Annotated in this window: 18 protein-coding genes; 10 read left to right on the top strand and 8 right to left on the bottom strand. The window is 47.9% G+C overall.

The genetic code is table 11. From position 1 onward, the window contains the following. Positions 1 to 78 precede the first annotated feature (78 nt). Positions 79 to 906 carry a hypothetical protein gene (locus tag GWG06_RS23015; RefSeq protein ID WP_160716277.1) on the bottom strand — a complete coding sequence of 276 codons (828 nt, stop codon included), beginning with the start codon at positions 904 to 906 and terminating at the stop codon, positions 79 to 81. A gap of 126 nt (positions 907 to 1,032) precedes the next feature. Here GWG06_RS23015 and pbpC point away from each other — a divergent pair, with 126 nt between their 5' ends. Beyond that, positions 1,033 to 3,438 (top strand): penicillin-binding protein 1C, encoded by a 2,406-nt coding sequence (pbpC, locus tag GWG06_RS23010; RefSeq protein ID WP_160716275.1) that lies wholly within the window; start codon positions 1,033 to 1,035, stop codon positions 3,436 to 3,438. Between the two features lie 128 nt (positions 3,439 to 3,566). Here the strand turns inward: pbpC and GWG06_RS23005 are convergent, their stop codons facing one another. The 3 genes from GWG06_RS23005 to GWG06_RS22995 are packed head-to-tail and all read right to left on the bottom strand — an operon-like array spanning position 3,567 to position 5,746. After that, a complete protein-coding gene (locus tag GWG06_RS23005; protein ID WP_160716273.1) occupies positions 3,567 to 4,823 on the bottom strand; it encodes a replication-associated recombination protein A in 1,257 nt (418 codons plus the stop codon). Positions 4,824 to 4,848: 25 nt separating this feature from the next. Next, on the bottom strand, positions 4,849 to 5,250 hold the full coding sequence (locus GWG06_RS23000; RefSeq protein WP_127041166.1) for a group III truncated hemoglobin: 402 nt from the start codon (positions 5,248 to 5,250) through the stop codon (positions 4,849 to 4,851). A 10-nt stretch (positions 5,251 to 5,260) separates the two neighbouring features. Next, a complete protein-coding gene (locus tag GWG06_RS22995; protein WP_160716271.1) occupies positions 5,261 to 5,746 on the bottom strand; it encodes a hypothetical protein in 486 nt (161 codons plus the stop codon). 155 nt (positions 5,747 to 5,901) lie between these two features. On the opposite strand from GWG06_RS22995, the gene GWG06_RS22990 reads away from it, so the two are divergent. The 6 genes from GWG06_RS22990 (at position 5,902) to GWG06_RS22965 (ending at position 11,720) form a co-directional block, all read left to right on the top strand. After that, complete coding sequence (locus GWG06_RS22990; RefSeq protein WP_160716269.1) at positions 5,902 to 7,962, top strand: M13 family metallopeptidase; 2,061 nt, start codon at positions 5,902 to 5,904, stop codon at positions 7,960 to 7,962. 126 nt (positions 7,963 to 8,088) lie between these two features. After that, positions 8,089 to 8,460 carry a hypothetical protein gene (locus GWG06_RS22985; protein WP_160716267.1) on the top strand — a complete coding sequence of 124 codons (372 nt, stop codon included), beginning with the start codon at positions 8,089 to 8,091 and terminating at the stop codon, positions 8,458 to 8,460. A 141-nt stretch (positions 8,461 to 8,601) separates the two neighbouring features. Beyond that, positions 8,602 to 9,510: a transporter family protein gene (locus tag GWG06_RS22980; RefSeq protein ID WP_160716265.1), complete on the top strand. Its 909-nt coding sequence runs from the start codon at positions 8,602 to 8,604 to the stop codon at positions 9,508 to 9,510. A 9-nt stretch (positions 9,511 to 9,519) separates the two neighbouring features. Further along, positions 9,520 to 10,326: an MbnP family protein gene (locus tag GWG06_RS22975; protein WP_160716263.1), complete on the top strand. Its 807-nt coding sequence runs from the start codon at positions 9,520 to 9,522 to the stop codon at positions 10,324 to 10,326. A 17-nt stretch (positions 10,327 to 10,343) separates the two neighbouring features. After that, a complete protein-coding gene (locus tag GWG06_RS22970; protein ID WP_160716261.1) occupies positions 10,344 to 10,625 on the top strand; it encodes a YHS domain-containing protein in 282 nt (93 codons plus the stop codon). Positions 10,626 to 10,649: 24 nt separating this feature from the next. Continuing rightward, a complete protein-coding gene (locus GWG06_RS22965; protein ID WP_160716259.1) occupies positions 10,650 to 11,720 on the top strand; it encodes a cytochrome-c peroxidase in 1,071 nt (356 codons plus the stop codon). A 362-nt stretch (positions 11,721 to 12,082) separates the two neighbouring features. Here the strand turns inward: GWG06_RS22965 and GWG06_RS22960 are convergent, their stop codons facing one another. The 4 genes from GWG06_RS22960 to GWG06_RS22945 form a co-directional block, all read right to left on the bottom strand. Continuing rightward, on the bottom strand, positions 12,083 to 13,480 hold the full coding sequence (locus tag GWG06_RS22960) for a hypothetical protein (RefSeq protein ID WP_127042649.1): 1,398 nt from the start codon (positions 13,478 to 13,480) through the stop codon (positions 12,083 to 12,085). Positions 13,481 to 13,565: 85 nt separating this feature from the next. Further along, entirely contained in the window at positions 13,566 to 16,358 is a 2,793-nt protein-coding gene (locus GWG06_RS22955; protein ID WP_160716257.1) for a TonB-dependent receptor, read from the bottom strand. Positions 16,359 to 16,616: 258 nt separating this feature from the next. Continuing rightward, positions 16,617 to 17,051 (bottom strand): hypothetical protein, encoded by a 435-nt coding sequence (locus tag GWG06_RS22950; protein WP_127042653.1) that lies wholly within the window; start codon positions 17,049 to 17,051, stop codon positions 16,617 to 16,619. Between the two features lie 141 nt (positions 17,052 to 17,192). After that, entirely contained in the window at positions 17,193 to 18,023 is an 831-nt protein-coding gene (locus GWG06_RS22945; RefSeq protein WP_160716255.1) for a UDP-2,3-diacylglucosamine diphosphatase, read from the bottom strand. A 181-nt stretch (positions 18,024 to 18,204) separates the two neighbouring features. Between GWG06_RS22945 and GWG06_RS22940 the strand changes: the two genes are divergently transcribed. The 3 genes from GWG06_RS22940 to rfbA all read left to right on the top strand — a co-directional run bounded on the left by GWG06_RS22940 (position 18,205) and on the right by rfbA (position 20,924). After that, positions 18,205 to 18,855: a DUF47 domain-containing protein gene (locus GWG06_RS22940; protein WP_127042657.1), complete on the top strand. Its 651-nt coding sequence runs from the start codon at positions 18,205 to 18,207 to the stop codon at positions 18,853 to 18,855. A 42-nt stretch (positions 18,856 to 18,897) separates the two neighbouring features. Next, complete coding sequence (locus GWG06_RS22935; protein WP_127042659.1) at positions 18,898 to 19,902, top strand: inorganic phosphate transporter; 1,005 nt, start codon at positions 18,898 to 18,900, stop codon at positions 19,900 to 19,902. Between the two features lie 149 nt (positions 19,903 to 20,051). Next, entirely contained in the window at positions 20,052 to 20,924 is an 873-nt protein-coding gene (rfbA, locus tag GWG06_RS22930) for a glucose-1-phosphate thymidylyltransferase RfbA (protein ID WP_127042661.1), read from the top strand. The last annotated feature ends 3 nt before the right edge of the window (positions 20,925 to 20,927 follow it).

Raw genomic sequence — 20,927 nt, 5'->3', positions numbered from 1 at the left:
TATTGTATATCACCTTTAATCTACGTTTAGCTCTTCGCTTTTACATTCGTAATTCGCAATTCGTAATTCGTAATTATATTATCTGTACAATGGGCAGCGTTTCAGCATAAACGCCAACGCATACCAATATGAATTCTCTTCCATCATTAAAGCCGTGCGCTGATTACTATATATCCGGTCGTTGCGGGAGTTGTAGATCATGATGCTGACTTCGTTGTTGTATTGTTTGTCAACGGTAGTATTGGCTACTTTGGTCTGATTCAGTTTGTTGTCTTCTTTCCTGATTTCTTTGCCTTCGTAGGTGTCTACCGTTTCGCGGGAGCTGCGGGAGAGGGAACCGTGTATGATGTATTCCACGCCAAGGACGCTGCATAGTTCTGCATAGGTATAGCCCCTGATAGTGTTTTCATCGATCCCTCTGCGAAACAGCAGTGCATTGGTGGTTTGCGGGTCCTGGAACCTGTAGGTGGCGGCACGTTTGCTCAGATACGCGTAGGTATCATCCTGCAGCTTCTCTTTTGTTTCGGCGACAGGCTCAGGATAACCGTTTACCTGACGGTACTTGAAAGGCAGGATGGCTACCAGGTTGGGAGTCATGACAGGATAAGGCGGCTGATCTGCAGCACTTTCCTTCGGCGGATGTGAGATCATTTCAATTCTGCCACTGGCGAAAGTGATCTTGCTGATATCCGATTTTTTCAACGTATACAGCAATGTTTCTCCGCTGTGCATAAACTTTACAATGTCGGTATCCACTTCAGTAATCTTTCCATGTTTTTCTTCACCATTTTGCATTACTACAATATCTTCACGGGCAGGAGCTGTTTTTTGCTGCGCAGCAGCGGGCATAACAAAGTACAGGCAGCTAACCAGTACAGCCAACGCAGAAGGGATGAGCTTTTTCATCTGATGATTGTTTTTTGTTTTTACGGGAGACGGTAAATTAGTATAAGAATAATCTGTCTTATGCAAATAGCATACCTTAATCATTGCTATTTTTGTATTGACATAAATTGCAGAGCTTTACACGATATGTTTAGAATTGACCGACAGAAAATCCGTCAGTGGTGCATCAGGAAAAAATGGTGGTTAACAGCTGCTGTGATTGTGCTGACTGCCTATTATTTTTGTTTGCCCCGGCAGTTATTTACCAGCCCTACTTCCTTTGTACTGGAAGATGCAGGCGGCGATCTGCTGAATGCCAGCATAGCGTCCGATGGCCAGTGGCGTTTCCCTTATAATGAACATGTACCTGAAAAGTTCAGGCAATGTATTATCACCTATGAGGATAAACGATTTTATTACCACTGGGGGATAGATCCGGTAGCAGTAGCCCGTGCGGTAAAACAGAATCTGCAGGGCAGGCGTGTGGTGAGTGGTGGCAGCACCCTTACCATGCAGGTCATCCGGCTGTCGCGCAATCAGCCGCGTAACATCTGGCAGAAGTTAGTGGAAGGCGTACTGGCTACCCGTCTTGAATTCGGTGCTTCCAAGAAAAAGATTATTGCGCTCTATGCTTCCAATGCGCCGTTCGGCGGTAATGTAGTAGGGCTGGAAGCCGCCTCCTGGCGGTATTACGGCCGCAAGGCCGATCAGCTCTCCTGGGGCGAAATGGCCGCGCTGGCAGTGTTGCCTAACAGTCCGGCGCTGGTGCACCCGGGCCGCAACCGTCAAACGTTAATGACTAAACGAAATCAGCTGCTGGATAAATTGTATCAGCGTAAAACCATCGACAGCATTACCTGTCAGCTGGCCAAGCTGGAACCACTGCCGGCACAGCCCCTGCCTTTACCGCAGGATGCGCCGCATCTGCTGGACCGCTTTCACGCCGATTACCTGCAGCAGCACGAAGAAGGTCCTACCCGCATCAAAAGTACCATAGATGGCGCACTACAACGAAATGTCAGCGCTATCACAGAAAGATACCACCATACCTATAAGGCCAATGGCATCAACAATGCGGCTGTTCTGGTTCTGGATGTGGAAACAGGCAATGCGCTGGCTTATGTCGGCAATATCTATCATCCGTCAGATCCGGAAATGGAGAGTCATGTAGATGTGGTGCAGGCACGTAGAAGCCCAGGCAGCACACTCAAACCCATCTTATATGCAGCTATGCTGAACGACGGATTGCTGCTGCCGGATATGCTGGTGCCGGACATTCCTACACAGATAGCCGGTTATTCACCGCAGAACTTTGACCTCGGATACGACGGCGCTGTGCCCGCCTCCCGTGCACTGGCAAGATCGCTCAACATCCCCTCCGTACGCATGCTCCAGCAGTACCGATACGAACGTTTTCATATACTGCTGCAGAAGATGGGAATCACCACCCTCAACAAACCCGCGGACCATTATGGCCTTTCGCTGATCCTTGGCGGCGGTGAAACCACGCTCTGGGAAATGTGCGGTATGTACGCCAGCATGGCCCGCACACTGATACATCTGGATCAATACAACGGCAGATATGACATGGATGATATTCACCCGCCCAACTATCAGCTGAACATCAGTCGCTCGTCGAAATACGGACTCAGCAAAGAAGGGCTCCTGAATGCAGGCGCTATCTGGCAGACATTTGAAACCATGACAGAAGTGATGCGTCCGGGAGAGGAACTGCTCTGGCAGCAATTTTCCTCTTCTCAGCGCATTGCCTGGAAAACCGGTACCAGCTTCGGTTTCCGCGACGGCTGGGCTATCGGCGTAACACCCGGATATGTAGTAGGTGTATGGGTAGGCAATGCCGATGGAGAAGGCCGTCCGGGCCTGATCGGCGTATCCACCGCTGCGCCTATCCTCTTCGATGTATTCCGTCAGCTCCGTACCGGCAGCTGGTTTACACCTCCCTATGCACATCTCCGGAAAATTGAAGTATGCCGGAAAAGCGGTTACCGCGCCAGCGAACTCTGTGAGGAAAGAGACTCCATCTTTGTACCTCCCGCAGGCATCCGCGCAGGCATCTGTCCTTTTCACCAACTCATTCACCTTGACAGAACCGGCCAGTGGCGCGTAACAGAGAACTGCGAATCGCCGCAGTTCATGCAGCACAAATCCTGGTTTGTACTTCCTCCCTCACAGGAATATTATTACCGCAGCAAAAACTATTACGCTGCACTACCTCCCTACAAACCGGAATGCCTCACCTCCCTCGGACAGGACAAAGCCCCGATAGAACTCATCTATCCGCGGCCCAACGCCCGTATCTTTGTTCCCCTTGAAATCGACGGCAAACCCGGCCAGACCATCTTCACCGCCACCCACAGAAACCCCGCTGCCAAAATATTCTGGCACCTGGACAACACCTTCATCGGCGCCACCTCCGAATTTCACCAGATGGCCCTGCACCCGCCCGCAGGCAAACACACGATTACACTGGTGGATGAAAATGGCGAAAGAACAGGGTTGGAGTTTGAGATAATTGATAAAGAAAGGAATTGAGTTATGAATTACGAATTACGAATTGCGAATTACGAATGAGGAGCGAAGACATAAGCGAACAATACTATTTAGTATCCGCTTATGTCTTCGCTCCTCATTCGCAATTCGTAATTCGTAATTCGTAATTCTCAATAGTTATATTTGTCCTTCCACAGCTGCTTCAAATGCCTTCTCAGCTCATCTTCGCGTGGGTTATTTCCCGGATCGTACAGTTTGGTGCCTTTGATGGCGTCGGGGAGAAATTCCTGGAGTACGAAATTGTTTTCGTGGTCGTGGGCATATTCGTAGCCTTTGCCGTATCCCATTCCTTTCATCATTTTCGTAGGTGCGTTCCTGATATGCATGGGTACAGGCAGGTCGCCGGTTTGGGCAACGATGCGCTGGGCATTGTTGATAGCCATATAGGAAGCATTGCTTTTGGCGGAGGAGGCGAGATAGGTCACGCATTGCGACAGGATAATCCTGGATTCCGGATAACCGATCAGATTTACCGCCTGGAAGCAGGAGGTAGCCAGCAGCAGGGCGTTGGGATTGGCATTGCCTATATCTTCGGAGGCGAGGATGACCAGGCGGCGTGCGATGAATTTCACATCTTCTCCGCCATCAATCATGCGGGCCAGGTAATATACGGCGGCGTTGGGATCACTGCCGCGGATGGATTTGATAAAAGCAGAGATAATATCATAATGCTGTTCTCCTGTTTTATCATAGATGGCTACACGTTGCTGGGCGATATCCATCACTTTCTGGTCGGTGATGACAACGGGATCTTCCTGCAGGGTGCCTACTACCAGCTCAAAGAGGTTCAGCAGCTTGCGGGCATCTCCGCCGGAGATGTTGAACAGCGCTGCCGTTTCCCTGAGTTCTATATTTTTGGATTGCAGCCATTTATCCCTTTCCATGGCCTGCTGCAACAACTGCATCAGCTGTTCGTTGCCCAGCGGCTTCAGCACATATACCTGGCTGCGCGATAATACGGCCGCATTTACCTCAAAAGAAGGGTTTTCAGTGGTAGCCCCGATGAGGGTGATGATCCCCTTTTCTACGGCTCCCAGAAGGGCGTCCTGCTGTGATTTATTAAAGCGGTGGATCTCATCAATAAAGAGCACGGCATGTTGCTGCCGGCGGGCTATTTCGATGACCTCGCGTACTTCCTTTACTCCCGCGGAAATAGCGCTGAGGGTATAGAACGGCACCTGCAGGGTATGGGCAATGATGTTGGCGATAGTGGTTTTACCTACGCCCGGAGGGCCCCACAATATCATGGACGGGATCTTTCCCTGTAGTATGGCTTTTCTTAATATACTGTCTTTACCGGTAAGGTGTTCCTGGCCAACCAGTTCGTCCAGCGTTACCGGTCTTAACCGCTCTGCTAATGGCTGCATACACGAATAGTTAAGTGTGAGGATTTTATTTCTGGCCGGCTTCCGGGTGATTGATCTTTTGCATTTTCAGCTGCATGATACCCTGGATGGAGCGGGCGCGGGTGAGTGCCAGCGCTGCTTTTTCCCCGGTAAAATGTTCATTCACGGTAGCTTCGAACAGTTGCAGCCAACGCTCAAAATGAGGCGGCTCCAATGGAATTTTCCTGTTGAGCGCAAAGTGAGGCTCCATGGTATTCCGGCCATAGACGCCGGTATCCAGCAACAGGCTTTCCCAGAAATTGTACATGATGGGCAGATGATGCGGCCAGTCTACCTTCGCAATATCGTTGAAGATAAAGCCTATCCTGTCATCTGCTTTTACCTTGTCATAAAAACTGTCTACCAGCAGCTGAATATCTTCCCTGCCGGCGATTTCCTTCCTTTCCATATGATCTCCTTTATTCTTCCCTGCCTTCCTTCATTTTCGTCCACTGGCGGAGAAAATAAAAAGAAAGATTTGCGTTAAATGTCAGGATTAAACTGATCAGTAACAGCGCTACCCCCATACCGCGCAGGAAGCCGATGCTCAGGTTGCCGTTGTTCTGTTTCATAGCCTCTGCCATCACTTCCTTCAGTACTTCCGTCGGGATCATCTGCAGTACCAGTCCGCAGAAAAACAACAGCGCAGCAAATATCAGCGTGATGCCGCCCATAATACGGATGCCTCCCGGCGAGCTTTCCTTCAGTGTAATTTCCGGGAACATGATACTCCGCTGAAGATATACAGATAAAATACTATGTATGAAACAGGCCCCCCAGATCACGGCAGATACCAGTGCGGGGAAGTTGACAAATGCAAACAATATCCCGCCGAACGTGAAAAAACCCGTAATCATCAATGCCAGCGCCGTTAAAATCCTATATAATTTAAACCTGAAACTCATTAAAAAATCGTTTTTACCGTCACAAACCTACTAATTATTTAGAGATTCGGGGCGGGTGTTTCCCGGCAATTCTGCCTTTCATTGCCGTTCATACAAAACGGATGACTTTTGCTTCCTTGTTTTCCATAACTTTAAAGACTAAACCTGTTTTACATATGAACAAAACTAATGCGGTAAAACTACCGTTGCTGGCTGCCATGATTACCTTCGCGGCCTGCAATTCCGGTAGTTCCACGCAGGAGCACGGGGCAGACTCAACCGCCAAAGTGCCTGCGTTTCCCCTGGCAGATCTCGACACCACTTACAAAGCCTGTGACGATTTCGATAACTTCGTTAACGGCGGCTGGAAGAAAAACAACCCTATCCCCTCTACTGAAAGTCGTTGGGGCGCCTTCAACATCCTTGACAAACAAAACAAGGAAGTACGCCTGAAAGGAATCATCGAAGAAATTTCCAGCAAAAAAGAGCTGAAAAAAGGCTCTGAAGAGCAGCAAATCGCAGACTACTACACTTCCTACATGGATACCGCTACCATCGAAAAACGCGGTATCACTCCGTTACAGCCTTATCTGGATAAGATTAATGCGGTAAAAACACTGGCCGACTGGTCCAATGTTTCCGGTGAACTCCAGAAAATCGGTGTATCCAGCTTTATTGGTTTCGGCGCTGAAGCAGATGCCAAAGACAGCAAAATGAATGTGCTCTACCAGGGCCAGAGCGGTCTGAGTCTGGGCGAAAAAAGCTATTATGAAAGACAGGATTCTGCTACCAAAAATGTACGCAGCGAATTTGTCAATCACGTAAATAAAATGTTCTCTCTCGCAGGCTTCACAGATGCCAATCCAGGCGCTACCATCCTGGGACTGGAATCACAGCTGGCTAAAATACAGCTGTCCAATGTGGAACTGCGCGATCCTGTTAAAACATACAACAGATCCGCTTACGCTGAACTGAAAACACTGGCGCCTGATTTCGACTGGGATGCCTTCACGCAGCAACAGGATATTAAAACTGATACCATTGTACTGCAGAACAAAGGCTATATCTCCAACGCCAACAAACTGCTGAAAGCTACGCCGATAGACGTTTTGAAACTGTACGCCAAATGGCAACTCCTCACTCACTTTGCCGGCTACCTGCCTAAAGCAATCGGTGATGAAAACTTCCACTTCTTCGGTACAGTTATGACCGGCAGAAAAGCACAGAAAACACGCCCTGAAAAAGCAATCCGCTCTACAGACGCACAACTGGGCATGCCGCTGGGCAAACTGTTCGCCAAGAAATATTTCCCTGAAAGCAGCAAGGAGAAAGTATCCCAGATGATCGAAAACGTTCGTAAAGTATACGGCGAAAGAATTGATCAGCTGAGCTGGATGAGCGACTCCACCAAAGCGATGGCGCATAAAAAACTCGCTGCCTTCACTTACAAGATCGGTTATCCTGACAAATGGAAAGATTACTCTTCCATCAGCATTGAAAAAGATAAACTGCTGGAAAACATTATCGCCAGCGCTTTATACGAGCATAAAGAAAATATCGGTAAAATCGGTAAACCGGTTGATAAAAGCGAATGGGGCATGACACCGCAGACCGTTAACGCTTACTACAATCCGCTCAACAACGAAGTAGTATTCCCTGCAGGTATCCTCCAACCGCCATTCTACAACCCGGATGCTGACGATGCCATCAACTACGGCGGCATCATCGCGGTAATAGGCCACGAATTTACCCACGGTTTCGACGACCAGGGCTCTCAGTACGATGCTGACGGTAACCTGAAAAACTGGTGGACCAAAGCTGACCGCGATAACTTCGATAAACTCACCAAACGTTACAGCAACTACTTCAGCAGCCTCGAAGCATTACCAGGTTTCAAAATCAACGGCGATCTCACCATCGGTGAAAACGTTGCTGACCTCGGTGGCTTAACACTGGCATTCTATGGTCTGAAAAAATCCTTCGAAGGTAAAGAAGAACCTAAACCTGTCGATGGATACACCTGGCAACAACGCTTCTTCCTGGGCTGGGCACAGGTATGGCACGCCAACATCACCGACGCTGCACTGCGTAACCAGATCCAGACAGATCCGCACTCTCCGGCCAGATTCCGCATCAACGGCCCGCTGCCACACCTGAAAGAATTCCAGGCAGCATGGGGTTGCACTCCAGGTAACAAAATGGTATTGCCTGACGCAGAACGCGTAGTTATCTGGTAATTTAATTATTTAATTATTTGAGATTTAAAAATGCAGCGAAGCTCTACCTGATCTTCGCTGCATTTTTTTTAATCTCAAATAATTAAATGACTAAATAACAAAATGATTCTCTACTTTTGCGGCTGCATGAAAAAGGTTTCCTGCATATTACTTTGTATCATCATACTACTGCAAAACTTCAGTACGACGATGTTGTTTATCAGCTACAAGATAAACCAGGCCTATATTGCAGCCAATCTCTGCGAGAACAGGGACAAGCCGCAGCTGCATTGCAATGGTAAATGTCATCTTCGTAAACAGCTGCAACAGGAAGAACAGCAGGAACAAAAAAATCCGTACGCACAGAAAGAGGGAAAAGAAATTGTACTATTCTGTCAGCAGCATCATTTCTCCGGAGAAGCACATAGCTTCACTATCAGCAACGAACTGATTTCATTCTATCTCATAAAACCCACCCACAGTCCTGTCAGCACCATTTTCCATCCCCCGCTGGCGTAATGGCCTGATCATTATTTTCACTGCATCTGCAGCCGGTTTCAGGCTGTAAGGAATCCTTTTTATTTTCTCAATGTGTCGCAATGGCGCGCAGGCAGTTTCATCACTGCTATGCCGTTGTGTACCTGCTATTACCTGCGTAAAATGAAAAAGTTATTTTTCATCATGGCTATTCTCATGCCTGCCGGCGTCTTCGCCTGCGATATCTGTGGCTGCTCTGCCAGCGGATACCAGCTGGGAATCCTGCCACAATATCATAAAAACTTTATCGGCCTGCGGTACGGATACCGCCAGTTCCGCTCTACCCATCCGACGGAACTGGGCAACACAATGAACCACGAATCAAGGGAGTTTTATCATACTACGGAGCTGTGGGGCAGATGGTACGCTACCAAAAGACTACAGCTGTTCGCCTTTGTGCCCTTCCAGTATTTTAAACGGGAAGAAGGCAAAAGTATTACCACCGTTTCCGGTCTGGGAGATATAACCCTGATGGCTAACTATACCTTCCTCGACAACAACTGGGACCTGTCCAGGAAGTGGCACCATGTATTCCAGGCTGGCGGCGGTATTAAGCTGCCAACCGGCAAAACCGGTATTCCTGATGAAGGCGGCAACATCTATCAGAACTTCCAGCCCGGCAGCCGCAGCACCGACTTTGTGGTGAATGCCGTTTATACCATGCGCCGCGGCAAATGGGGTATCAACACCGATGCCAGTTACCGGATCAATACAGCTAATAAGGAATCCTACCAGTTCGGCAACAGGTTTAACACCTCCATACGCGGGTTTCTTTACCAGCCTGTCAGCAAAACAGTAGCCCTGCAGCCATATGCGGGCGTTATGTATGAGCATGCGGCCGGAGACAGGCAGGACCGGAAAACCAAAGACTATACCGGCGGAGAGATGGTGCACACCAGCATAGGCGCTGATGTATATTTCAAACGCTTTTCTGCTGGCGTACAGGCACAGCTGCCAGTATACCAGCATTTATCTGACGGGTACAACCACAGCTATGCGCGTGTATCCGCCACCGTTAATTTCTTCTTCTAAAAAACTATTATGAAAAATTATATTTTACTCATAGCCGCCGTTCTGCTGGCATCCTGCTCCAAAGATACCACTGCTCCTGCTACCGACCCTTCGGAAACAGGCACCATGACACTGGAATTCGATAACCGCGCCGGTTCCGACGACCTCATCCTCGGCGTCCAGGTATATACCAACGCGCAAGGCGAGAAACTGACTATCACCAAATTCGCTTATTATGTCAGCAACTTCAGGTTTATAACTGCTAACGGTAACGTATATACGGTTCCTCAGGACAGCAGCTATTTCCTGATCAGTGAAGCAGATAAGGCATCAGCCTTCCATACGCTGAAAAATGTGCCCGCAGGCGATTATGTACAGGTAAAATTCATGATCGGGGTAGACAGCACCCGCAGTCTCATGGACATCAGTAAACGTACCGGCGCGCTGGACCCTGCTACCGGCGCCAGTGACATGTACTGGGGATGGAACAGCGGTTATATCTTTGCGAAACTGGAAGGCAGCTCCCCGTCATCAACAGACAGGCAGAAGCTGTTCCGCTATCATGTCGGCCTGTTTGGCGGCGGCTTCAACAATGGGGTTAAAACACTGAATAACACCCGTGAGGTAACGCTGACCATTCCCAACAATGGCAAAGCTATTATCCGCAAGGACAGGCGCGCGCAGGTGCATTTCTTTGCCGACGCCCTGAAGATGCTGAACGGTACCACCAATATAAGCGTTGCAGCTAATCCCAACGTTATGGTGGATGCGCTCTCCGCAAAAATTGCGGATAATTACACACAAATGTTTATCATTGATCACGTGCATAACGAATAACATAAAAACAATCTACAATGAAATACTTCTTCATAGCCAGCAGCGCCTTACTGATATTTTCCTGCAACCAGGCGCCCAAGACAACGGAAAAACAGGAAATGCCGGCAGTGGAAACAACCACGCCTGAACAGGCAGACATCAGCGGCAAGCTGCCGGACCCGGTTTGTCAGATGCCCTATGACACCAGCTATCATGAGTGGACTGTCTATAAAAATGATACCATCCATTTCTGTTCTATCACCTGCAAGGATGTATTTGCCAAAGCGCCGGAGAAATTCATGGCGAAGCTGAAAAAGTAGGTCATCCCTGCCAAATATTCGTTTATGCGTCATCGTTACTGGTGGGGCCAGGGGATTTTATTGCCTGTACTCACCATCCTTTTCATATCATGTAACAAAACGGAACAACAGGAAACCATGCCACCCGTGCCGGAAAACATCGCTTTTGTTAAGCCGGCCGGGTTTCCTGAACCCGCCTACCGCTTTACAGACAACCCGGTTACCACCGATGGGTTTGCACTGGGGAAAGTATTATTCTATGACGGCGCCCTGAGCCGCGACGGCACTATCAGCTGCGCCAGCTGCCATATTCAGGCCAATGCCTTCACACATCACGGGCATGATGTCAGTCACGGCATCGACGACCGGCTGGGTGTCCGCAATTCCCCGTCTATCCAGAACCTGGCCTGGTCTACCACCTTCTTCTGGGATGGTGGGGTGCACGACCTGGATCTGCAGCCCATCGTACCTATCGAAAATCCGGTGGAAATGGATGAGAAACTGGGCAATGTCATCAAGCGGCTGCAAGCCAATACCCGCTATCAGCAACTGTTTCAAAAGGCCTTCGGTTCACCGGACATCAACAGCGCCCGTATGCTGAAAGCATTGTCCCAGTTCATGCTGATGCTCGTCAGCGCCAACTCCCGCTACGACCGCTACCTGCAGGGCCGCGAAACCTTTACAGACAGCGAAAAAAATGGCCTGGCCGTTTTTCAGCAGAAATGCGCCTCCTGCCATCAGCCGCCGTTGTTTACGGATAACAGCTTCCGTAACAACGGGGTAGCACCCCGGATGTACGGCGCCGATTCCGGCCGCTATGTAATTACCCTCGCCGGTGAAGATATGTACCGGTTCAAAGTGCCATCTCTGCGTAATGTGGCCCTTACCGCGCCATATATGCACGATGGCCGCTTCGGCAGCCTGGAAAGCGTTATGAACCACTACGACAACAACTTCTTCGACAGCCCCACACTGGACCCCGTCTTCAGAAACGGATTCGCACTAACGGAAACGGACAAACGCGATTTAACCGCCTTCCTGAGAACATTGAGTGATAAAGAATTTATAACCGACAGACGATTCGAGCCGCCGCCGGGATTTATCCCGCGGGACTAGACAAAAAATGAACCGCCCCGGTATATACCGGGGCGGTGTAATAACTGCTATGAACTAATTACGGTTATCATACATATTTCCCTGCTGTTACACATCCCCTTCCGCACCTGCTCCATTAAACTTCCTGCGGCAGTAACAGTCTGTATACAGGACATTCTATGCAATTCCTCCCTGCTTCACCTGTCATGCAATAAAAGTAGGCCTGACAGATGAACGGAATGTTAAATACAGCATTATCTCCATGTGAATTTTTCTAACGCTGGCATCATATCACCTGAACGGTTATATGAAAAAAGAACCGCCCCGGTATATACCGGGGCGGTGTAAATACAGCTTATGAAATCTAAATTAATATACGATTATTAGAATTTGGTCCAGCCCTTATACCATGTGTCAGTACCGCTTGCAGCACCTACATAGGTAGTTTTGGAGAAGTTTGCCAGTTTAGCGTTGCTGAAGTCAGCGCCGCTCAGCAGGGCAGAACCTGCAGCAGGAGTTGGATCAAATGTGCCGTAAGCTACGTTGGTCAGTTTCAGATCCAGCAGCGTTACAGTTATTTTATTGGAGAATGCAGCAGTAGAGAACCATTTTGGCGCATCAAAATCTTTTGTGCCAGCAGCTACCGGTGTTACGCAATCAGCCAGGATGTTATTCTTTGCTTCCAGTGCATTGGAAGTTGCATTCGCCTCTGAAGCAACACCATCAACGAAGATACCCACAGGCCATGCAGTGAACACAGAGTTAAATACAGACAGTCTGCTGTTCTTTCTGATGTGTGCGCCACGTTTGAAAGGAGCAACCGGTGTACCGTTTGCAGCAGGTCCGATGATAGTCATGTTGCTGAATACAGCCGAAGTGAAAGGCGCATTGGAGCTGCCATCTGCATCGTTATCAGACTCAAAGCCATTGGAAGCACCGCCGCTTGCGAAGTCAGCTACGTTGTGATCGCGCAGTGCGATACCAAACTGAACTCTGCCGGAGAAACCGTTGTCTGTATCAAAATCATCGTCTGTTGCGCGATAGGAAATCAGGTGATTACAGTTAACGGTACCGCCAAACCACTCGAAAGAGTCATCGCCGGAGTAAGCTACTTCTACGTAATCTACTGTTGTACCGGAACCAACGCTACCGAAAGTCAGACCGTTGATTTCGTTGTTCTGCTCAAACGCAATACCTGCATATTCAATACGAACATACTTCAGGGTACCGGAGTTATCCTCCGCTTTGTTACCACCGTGCAGACCGTAACCGGTTGCAGTAGTATTAACACCGCCTTCGATCGCCATCAGACCTCTGGTAGCGTTGTACAGACCGTTGGTAGGCGCGTTACCCAGGATGATTATGCCACCCCAGTCACCTCTGTTGGGAGCGTCCTGGTTGGAAGTAAATACAATTGGTTTGTCAGCAGTACCCTGTGCATCAATTTTACCATTTCTGGTGATGATGATAGTACCCTTATCTGTTTTCATACCTTTGATAGTTACACCTGCTTCTATTTTCAGGGTAGCGCCGTTCAGTACGAACACAAAATTCTTCAGGATATAAGTTTTACCGGCTTTCAGTACGGTGTTGGAAGTAATGTTCGCTTTCAATGTATCACCAGCCAGTTCTTTAAACTCGCTGTTATCAGTTGTTCTGCTAATATTGGCAGCGGTCATGTCGGTAGTGCCAGGTGTAGGAGGTGGCGTATTGTTATCGTCATTCTTCGAACACGCTGCGAATACTGCAGCCATCATTACAGGAAACAAGATTTTTTTCATACGTCTTGAATTGAAAATTTTTGCAAAGGTTAGACTCGAATATTAACTTAAACTGAACTAAATATTAATTAATTATAAATTACACTTAGAATTTATATGAGAAAGACAGATTCACATTGGTACCGTATTTTGTACTGATACGCAGGAAGTCTGTTCCCTTATCGTATTTCTTGTTATCGTTGGCGTCCTGGTAGAAGTTGGCGGCCTGGTTTAATATATCGCTGACAGTCAGTTTAATTTCTCCACGTTTAGCAACACGCTGCGCTACCATCAGATCCAGCAGGGAACGGGGCGCCTCGTACATATCCGGCTCAGTGTCATTACCTACAATGAATATCCTGCGGCCGATACGGTTGAACAATACATTCACCGTAGTTCCGGTAGATGCCTGCTCATACTGCAGCCCAGCGTTGATTACATAAGGCGACTGGCCCTGCATCGGGCGCTCTTTCAGCGCTTTGCCCTTCTCGAAAGACACTTTATTGTAGATGTAAGTCAGGTTGGAAAACACGGTCAGGTTATGCCAGAAGTTCTCTTTTCCACCGGAGATAAAATCCAGGTTTTTGCGGAACTCTATTTCTGCTCCTGCACTGATGGCTTTCGGCACATTCAGGAATGTTAAACCGATAGAACCTGCACCACTGTTATAGAAGCGCTCGATAGGAGCATCGAAGTACTTATAGAACGCACCTACGGTGAACAGCTCTCCGGAACGGGGATACAGTTCATAACGTATATCCACATTCGTTACCTTGCTTCTTTTCAGATTGCTGTTACCGGATTCGGTAGCCATCAGTTCAAAATTGTAGAAGGAGAACGGCGCCTGTTCACGGAACTCCGGTCTGGTTACAGTCTGGGAGCCGGTTAAGCGGATATTGGTTTTATCATTCAGCTGATAGGTCAGGTTAGCAGATGGAAGGATATCCGTTACTTTTGTTTTCACATTCTGCGGACCGTCCTGGTTGTAGCGGATAGACTGTTCGAAATTTTCTATGCGCACGCCCCATACCAGTCTCCATTTATTAAAGATGGCATTGTCCAGCTGGAGATAGCCTGCATTCAGGGTACCGCTGGCTTTGTAGGCATCCGGTGCGTTGGTGATTTCATCTATACGCAGCAGTTTGTCGGTAATATTTTCCGGAGCGAATATTTTATCGGGAGATAAACGTACGATCTGCTGTGCAGCAGGATCAGAAGGAGTGAACATGGTATAACCAAATGCTCTTGGTGTAAACCCGCGTTCCTTGCGCTGTGTGAGGTAACCGATCTTAGCCTGCTGTTGTCTGCCGGCAATTTTAACAAACCTGCTGAGGTCTATACCGCCGCCGTAAACATCATCTTTCAGTTTGGAGTAGAAACGGCCGGAACCTGTCAGGGTAGCGGAACCACCGGAGGCTACGTTGGCAACATAATCATCTTTACCCATGTTGCTGCTGTAGCCAAGTCTGCGCAGATCCGGAACATCCTGTTTAAGGCTGGAATAATTACCATTCCAGCGGATCTTCAGCTGTGCTGCATTCCAGAAGTGTTCGCCGGACAGCTGTGAAGTATAAATCCTGTTGCTGTTGAAGAAAAGCTCATACGCTTTCATATCTGTTTCAGACGGATAATCTTTTCCGCCACGGATAGTGGTAGCGTTGGTAGAGTTAATGCTGTACAGGTTTTTGAAGCTGATTTTATTTTTTCCAAACTGATAGGAGAAGTTGGCCAATCCGCCTACCAGTACATTTTTCGTGTATTTGCGATCGTTGAAATCGTACAGTTTGGTGCCGTCGTTATCGTAGTCGCCGCGGTAGGTTTCCAGGTTACGTGCGTTGCTGTTGTAGCTTAAAGACAGTACAGCGCCGAATCTGCTGCCTTCTCTGCCTTTGTTGATACCGCCGGAAAGCTGGAAGTTGCTGTTCAGCGGAGCATTTTTGGAAAAGGTGCTCCAGTTGTTGGGGAATGCTTTGGAAACAGCAATTTTCTGTTCGGTAGTATAATTATCGAAGTATTCATTTTTCGTAGCCGGGAAAACGCCGGGGATACTGCGTGTACCGTCGTCCAGCCCGAGCCAGTCGCGTTTACCGCCTTTATAGCTGTAGAAATCCTTTCCGGTAGTGCCGGTATTGACACCGGTTCCGGCCATGATGGTCAGGAAGTTTTCAGAAGGAATATCTTTTGTGTTCACCTGTACCAGACCACCCGCAAATTCGCCGGGAAGCTCAGGTACAGCCGCTTTGTTGATGATAATGTTTTCAACAATATTGGAAGGAAAGAGATCGAAGGAGAATGTTTTACGGTCAGGTTCCGTGCTGGACATGAGCGCACCGTTTACGGTAGCCTGGTTGTATCTGTCAGCCAGACCACGCACTACCAGGTATTTACCTTCCTGCATAGAGGCGCCGGAAACGCGTTTCAATACTTCCGCCGTGTTTCTGTCAGGTGATTTTCGTATAGCCTCTGCCGATACTACCTGCGCTACGGTGCTGGTATTTTTCTGCAGGGTCAGTAATGCGTTGATAGATTCCTGTTTGGCGGTACCGGTGATAACTACTTCCTGCAGTTTTTTAGAACTGGGTTCTTCCATTACTACATCGAGGTAGGTGGTTTTACCGGCAGTAACAGTTACTTCAGAAATCACTTTCGCCTGATATCCCATGAATTTGAATTCGAGCGTGTATTTGCCGGGCTGTACAGGGATGTTGTAGCGGCCATCTACGTCGGTAGCAGCGCCCTTACCGGTTCCGGAAACGAGTACGGTTAATCCGATCAGCGGATCGCCGGTTTTCTTGTCCGTAACTTTTCCGGTGATTTTAGCAGGATCGCCTGCCACTGCTGCATTGGTTATAAATAAAAGGAGGAGTGTCCAAAGCTGTACAGAGATATAACCTTTCACGATATTATTTTAGATTTCATGTTTAATCGGGAGCAGGCGGATTTTCTAATTCCGTTTTAATCCCGTTTTAATATCGGAGGCAAAAATATCCCGGGCGAATTAACGCAATGTTAAGCCGCCATTACCAGTATGTTAACAGTTTCACACGACAGACAGAAACTCACTAACGTTATAGTATAAACGAAAATAAACAGACAGGAAAACAATAGGTCATAGGTTCAGGACATGGGTACAAGGCTACAGTATGGGCCGGGTTTATCAGATAAGAAAGGAAGGAGGAGTGTGCCTGTTTTTCAGGAGCATATCCAGGGATATATCTATGGAAAAATTTCTTTCCTCTTTTCTTTCAGACAAGCCGGAAGATATCTGGAACAGGTGCAGGCTCTTATTACGGAAGGGTTTGTTATCGCGGCTGCATAATTCCAGGGAGAAGTTGAACTTCTCTTCCAGTTCTTCTTCAAATTCGCGCAGGCTCAGTGTTTCATCTATCGGGAATTCCACGAGGGCTTCTTCTTCGAAACCGGCTTCCTTCAGCGTATCATAGTTATTCGCGAGGGAGTTGCGCACATATACCGCCACATTACAGGACAACAAACGTTGAATTTGCATCTGCAATAGGGAGATAGTCATTAATGGGTGTAGTTTGAGTACTTTCATCGCTTGTTTCTTCAGTTGCTGGTGCAAAATGCTCACACCTGATTATTATTCCGGCAAACTTAATAGTCTACTTTTAATTTAATATTAAGCGCTTGTTATGATTATGTGAAAATAATATTAAAATATAAATATATTTAAAATATTATCATGTGAAGTATAGGGCAGGGAGAAAAAAAATCAGGAACCGGGGAAGGTAATGATACGCGCCGCGTCCCAGTCGGGCAGGGTATCATCGTCTTCTTCCGGGAGTACGATCTTTGTTTTACTCACAGGATGCTGGTAGAGGGTCCATTGCTGGTTGGTATACTCCAGGGAGGTGAGGCTTTCTACCCAGTCGCCGGAGTTCAGATAGGTCACGGATTTATCGCCTACCTGCATCTCCTTGATGAGGGGCTGGTGGATATGCCCGCAGCAAACCACGTCAAAACCTTTATCCACAGCGATTTCTGCTACTGTCTGCTCAAAATCGGAGATAAATTTCACGGCGGTCTTCACGCCCTGTTTCACTTTTTTGGAGAAGGACATCTTTTCCCGGCCCATTTTCTCCAGAATATTGTTTACCAGGCGGTTGATGATAATGAGCAGGTCATACCCCTTGCCGCCCAGCTTGGCCAGCCATTTGGAGTTTTTCATGGTCACGTCGTACACGTCCCCGTGGAAAAACCAGTGCCTTTTTCCGTCTACTTCCAGTACCAGCTTGTTATCGATGGAGAAGTTGCTCAGTTCAAAGCCGGCATATTTGCGGAGGGCTTCATCGTGGTTCCCGGTCAGGTAGTACACTTCGGTGCCTTTTCCGATCATTTTCAGGATTTTCCGGATTACTTTGGTATGGGCTTTAGGAAAGTAGCGTTTGCTGAACTGCCAGATGTCAATAATATCTCCGTTCAGTATAAGGATCCGGGGTTCTATGCTGTCCAGGTACTGGATCAGTTCTTTGGCGTGACAACCGTATATCCCCAGATGTACATCGGAGATAACAGCTATATCTAATGGGCGTTTATCAGACATTTAATTACCAGGTATATCAGGTTGTAGGCCCTGTTTTGTGATTCAAATTTTCAATACAAAGGAAAAATCGCTATATTACTTTTATATTAATCCAGTGTTAAGGAATTATTAATTCAGGTTTTTTTCTGGCTCCGATAGATTCTGAAAGCTATTTTTGCGGCAAATTTTTAAACTCAAACGTATGGGAGGCTTCAATTCCTTTGTAAAATTATTCATGCCGAAAGACCGGGTATTTTATTCTTTATTTGAAGATGTGGCTTCCAACCTTGTGGAAATGGCGCAGGTGCTGAATGAGCTGGTAGCAACAAATGACATGGCCGTACGTAAAGACAAGGTACATCTGATCGAGCGCCTGGAGCACAAAAATGACGATTATACCCACCGTATATTTGTAGAACTGGGTCAGAACTTCATTACGCCGTTTGACAGGGAAGATATTCACTATCTGGCCGCTACCCTGGACGACGTAGCTGACTACATCCATGGTTCCGCCAAAAGAATGGACCTGTACAAGGTGCATAACCTGAATGAAAGCATCCGCAAGCTCGCTGAACTGATTCACCTGGGCGTGCTGGAGCTGCATAAGGCTATTCCTGAACTGCGTAACATGCAGAATATGCGTGTTATCACAGATGCCTGCGTAAAAATCAACAGCCTGGAAAACCATGCTGACGATATCTATGATATGGCTATCGCTGAACTGTTTGATACCGAGCAGAATGCAGCAGAACTGATTAAAATGCGTGAAATATACCAGGCCCTGGAAATCGCTACTGATAAGTGCGAGGACTGCGCCAATGTGATCGAAACCATTATAATCAAATACTCCTGATAAAGGGTAATCTTGTTCTGAACGCATAATTCTCGTGGTACCATGACTTTATTAGTAGTTATTATTATACTGGCTTTCGTGTTTGACTATATTAATGGTTTTCATGATGCAGCCAATTCTATCGCCACTATTGTGTCGACCAAAGTGCTGACACCTTTTCAGGCAGTACTCTGGGCCGCAGTCTTCAACTTTGCGGCTTTTTTTATAGCCAAATATGTGATCGGCGAGTTTAAGGTAGCCAACTCCGTTGCCAGCTCTGTCTTTGAACAATACATTACCCTGAAAGTGATCCTGTGCGGACTGGTGGCCGCTATTTCCTGGAACCTGTTCACCTGGTGGCTGGGTATTCCTTCCAGCTCCTCCCATACCCTGATTGGGGGTTTTATCGGAGCGGCAGTAACCAGTGCGGGCACCCTGGACGTTATCAACTATCACAAGGTATTGCCGATTGTATACTTTATTGTACTGGGGCCGTTGATTGGTATGCTGGTGGCGTTTATCTTCACCCTTATCATTGTGAATGTGTGCAGAAAAGCCAATCCGTTCCGGGCCGAAAACTGGTTCAAACGCTTGCAGCTGGCCTCTTCCGCAGCGCTGAGTCTGGGTCACGGCAGTAACGATGCCCAGAAAGTAATGGGGATCATTTCCGCAGCCATGGTGGCAGCAGGTTATATTCCCAACATTAAGTCTATGCCCGACTGGATTCCGCTGGCGTGCTTTACTGCTATCGCCCTGGGAACGATGAGCGGTGGCTGGAAAATCGTGAAAACGATGGGTACCCGTATCACCAAAGTAACGCCCCTGGAAGGCGTTGCCGCTGAAACTTCGGGAGCTATCACCCTGTTCATCACGGAGCACCTGGGTATCCCGGCCAGTACCACGCACGTTATCACCGGCGCCATCATGGGGGTGGGAGCAACCAAAAGGTTGTCTGCCGTACGCTGGGGTGTTACTGTGAGCCTGCTCTGGGCCTGGGTTTTAACGATTCCCATCAGCGGCCTGCTGGCAGCGCTGACTTATCTGATCGTCAGCCTCTTCATTAAGTAAGATGATTATCTGTCATATTTTTAAAAGCTCTCTGTATATTACAGGGAGCTTTTTTTATAAAACATGCTGTCATGTGAGCGATAGCTCCTATTTTTGTGCGATTTTACTGTGAAAAGCTATCATACTTTAATAAAAAACTGTTCTGAGAAATGAAAGGAATTATCCTCGCCGGCGGCTCCGGCACCCGCTTACACCCCATTACGTATGCCATCAGCAAACAAATAATGCCGGTTTATGATAAACCCATGATTTATTATCCGCTGTCTACTTTAATGCTGGCCGGGATCAAGGATATCCTCATTATCTCCACTCCGCATGACCTGCCTTCTTTTCAACGCCTTTTTGGTAATGGCAGCCAGTTTGGCCTGAACCTCTCCTACGCGGAACAGCCGCAACCCAACGGGCTGGCCCAGGCGTTTGTGATCGGCGAGGAGTTCATTGGCACAGACAGTGCAGCGCTGGTGCTGGGAGATAATATATTTTACGGTGCGGGACTGGGTTCTCAGCTCGCAGATAACGCCCGCCCTGATGGCGGTATCGTTTATGCGTACCAGGTTTCCGACCCGGAAAGATACGGCGTGGTGGAGTTTGCAGACGATATGCGGGTACTGTCTATCGAAGAAAAACCGGCGAAACCCAAATCCAATTTTGCGGTTCCCGGCCTTTACTTCTATGATAACAGCGTAGTGGAAATAGCCAAAAACCTGCAGCCCAGCCCTCGCGGAGAATATGAAATTACGGATGTCAACAAAGAATATTTACGCCGTGGAAAATTAAAAGTTTCTATCTTACCCCGCGGAACAGCCTGGCTGGATACCGGCACTTTCGATTCCCTGATGCAGGCTTCTCAGTTTGTACAGGTAATTGAACAACGCCAGGGCATTAAAATTGCGTGTATCGAGGAAATTGCCTACCGCAAAGGGTTTATCAGTGCAGACCAACTGAAGGAACTGGCTAAACCCCTGCTGAAAAGCGGTTATGGCCAATACCTGGAAACAGTGCTGGAGCAAAAAATGATCTGAAAT

Source organism: Chitinophaga solisilvae, assembly GCF_009928525.1.
Lineage (GTDB): Bacteria > Bacteroidota > Bacteroidia > Chitinophagales > Chitinophagaceae > Chitinophaga > Chitinophaga solisilvae.
This window is presented reverse-complemented; position numbering and strand designations above follow the sequence as displayed.

Coding starts and splice junctions, on each gene's coding strand:
- GWG06_RS22980 (WP_160716265.1), top strand. CDS start 8,602: ATGAAAAAGTTATTTTTCATCATGGCTATTCTCATGCCTGCCGGCGTC.
- GWG06_RS22935 (WP_127042659.1), top strand. CDS start 18,898: ATGACTTTATTAGTAGTTATTATTATACTGGCTTTCGTGTTTGACTAT.
- GWG06_RS22970 (WP_160716261.1), top strand. CDS start 10,344: ATGAAATACTTCTTCATAGCCAGCAGCGCCTTACTGATATTTTCCTGC.
- GWG06_RS22985 (WP_160716267.1), top strand. CDS start 8,089: ATGAAAAAGGTTTCCTGCATATTACTTTGTATCATCATACTACTGCAA.
- GWG06_RS22945 (WP_160716255.1), bottom strand. CDS start 18,023: ATGTCTGATAAACGCCCATTAGATATAGCTGTTATCTCCGATGTACAT.
- GWG06_RS22995 (WP_160716271.1), bottom strand. CDS start 5,746: ATGAGTTTCAGGTTTAAATTATATAGGATTTTAACGGCGCTGGCATTG.
- GWG06_RS22965 (WP_160716259.1), top strand. CDS start 10,650: ATGCGTCATCGTTACTGGTGGGGCCAGGGGATTTTATTGCCTGTACTC.
- GWG06_RS22960 (WP_127042649.1), bottom strand. CDS start 13,480: ATGAAAAAAATCTTGTTTCCTGTAATGATGGCTGCAGTATTCGCAGCG.
- GWG06_RS22940 (WP_127042657.1), top strand. CDS start 18,205: ATGGGAGGCTTCAATTCCTTTGTAAAATTATTCATGCCGAAAGACCGG.
- GWG06_RS23005 (WP_160716273.1), bottom strand. CDS start 4,823: ATGCAGCCATTAGCAGAGCGGTTAAGACCGGTAACGCTGGACGAACTG.
- pbpC (WP_160716275.1), top strand. CDS start 1,033: ATGTTTAGAATTGACCGACAGAAAATCCGTCAGTGGTGCATCAGGAAA.
- GWG06_RS22990 (WP_160716269.1), top strand. CDS start 5,902: ATGAACAAAACTAATGCGGTAAAACTACCGTTGCTGGCTGCCATGATT.
- rfbA (WP_127042661.1), top strand. CDS start 20,052: ATGAAAGGAATTATCCTCGCCGGCGGCTCCGGCACCCGCTTACACCCC.
- GWG06_RS23000 (WP_127041166.1), bottom strand. CDS start 5,250: ATGGAAAGGAAGGAAATCGCCGGCAGGGAAGATATTCAGCTGCTGGTA.
- GWG06_RS23015 (WP_160716277.1), bottom strand. CDS start 906: ATGAAAAAGCTCATCCCTTCTGCGTTGGCTGTACTGGTTAGCTGCCTG.
- GWG06_RS22975 (WP_160716263.1), top strand. CDS start 9,520: ATGAAAAATTATATTTTACTCATAGCCGCCGTTCTGCTGGCATCCTGC.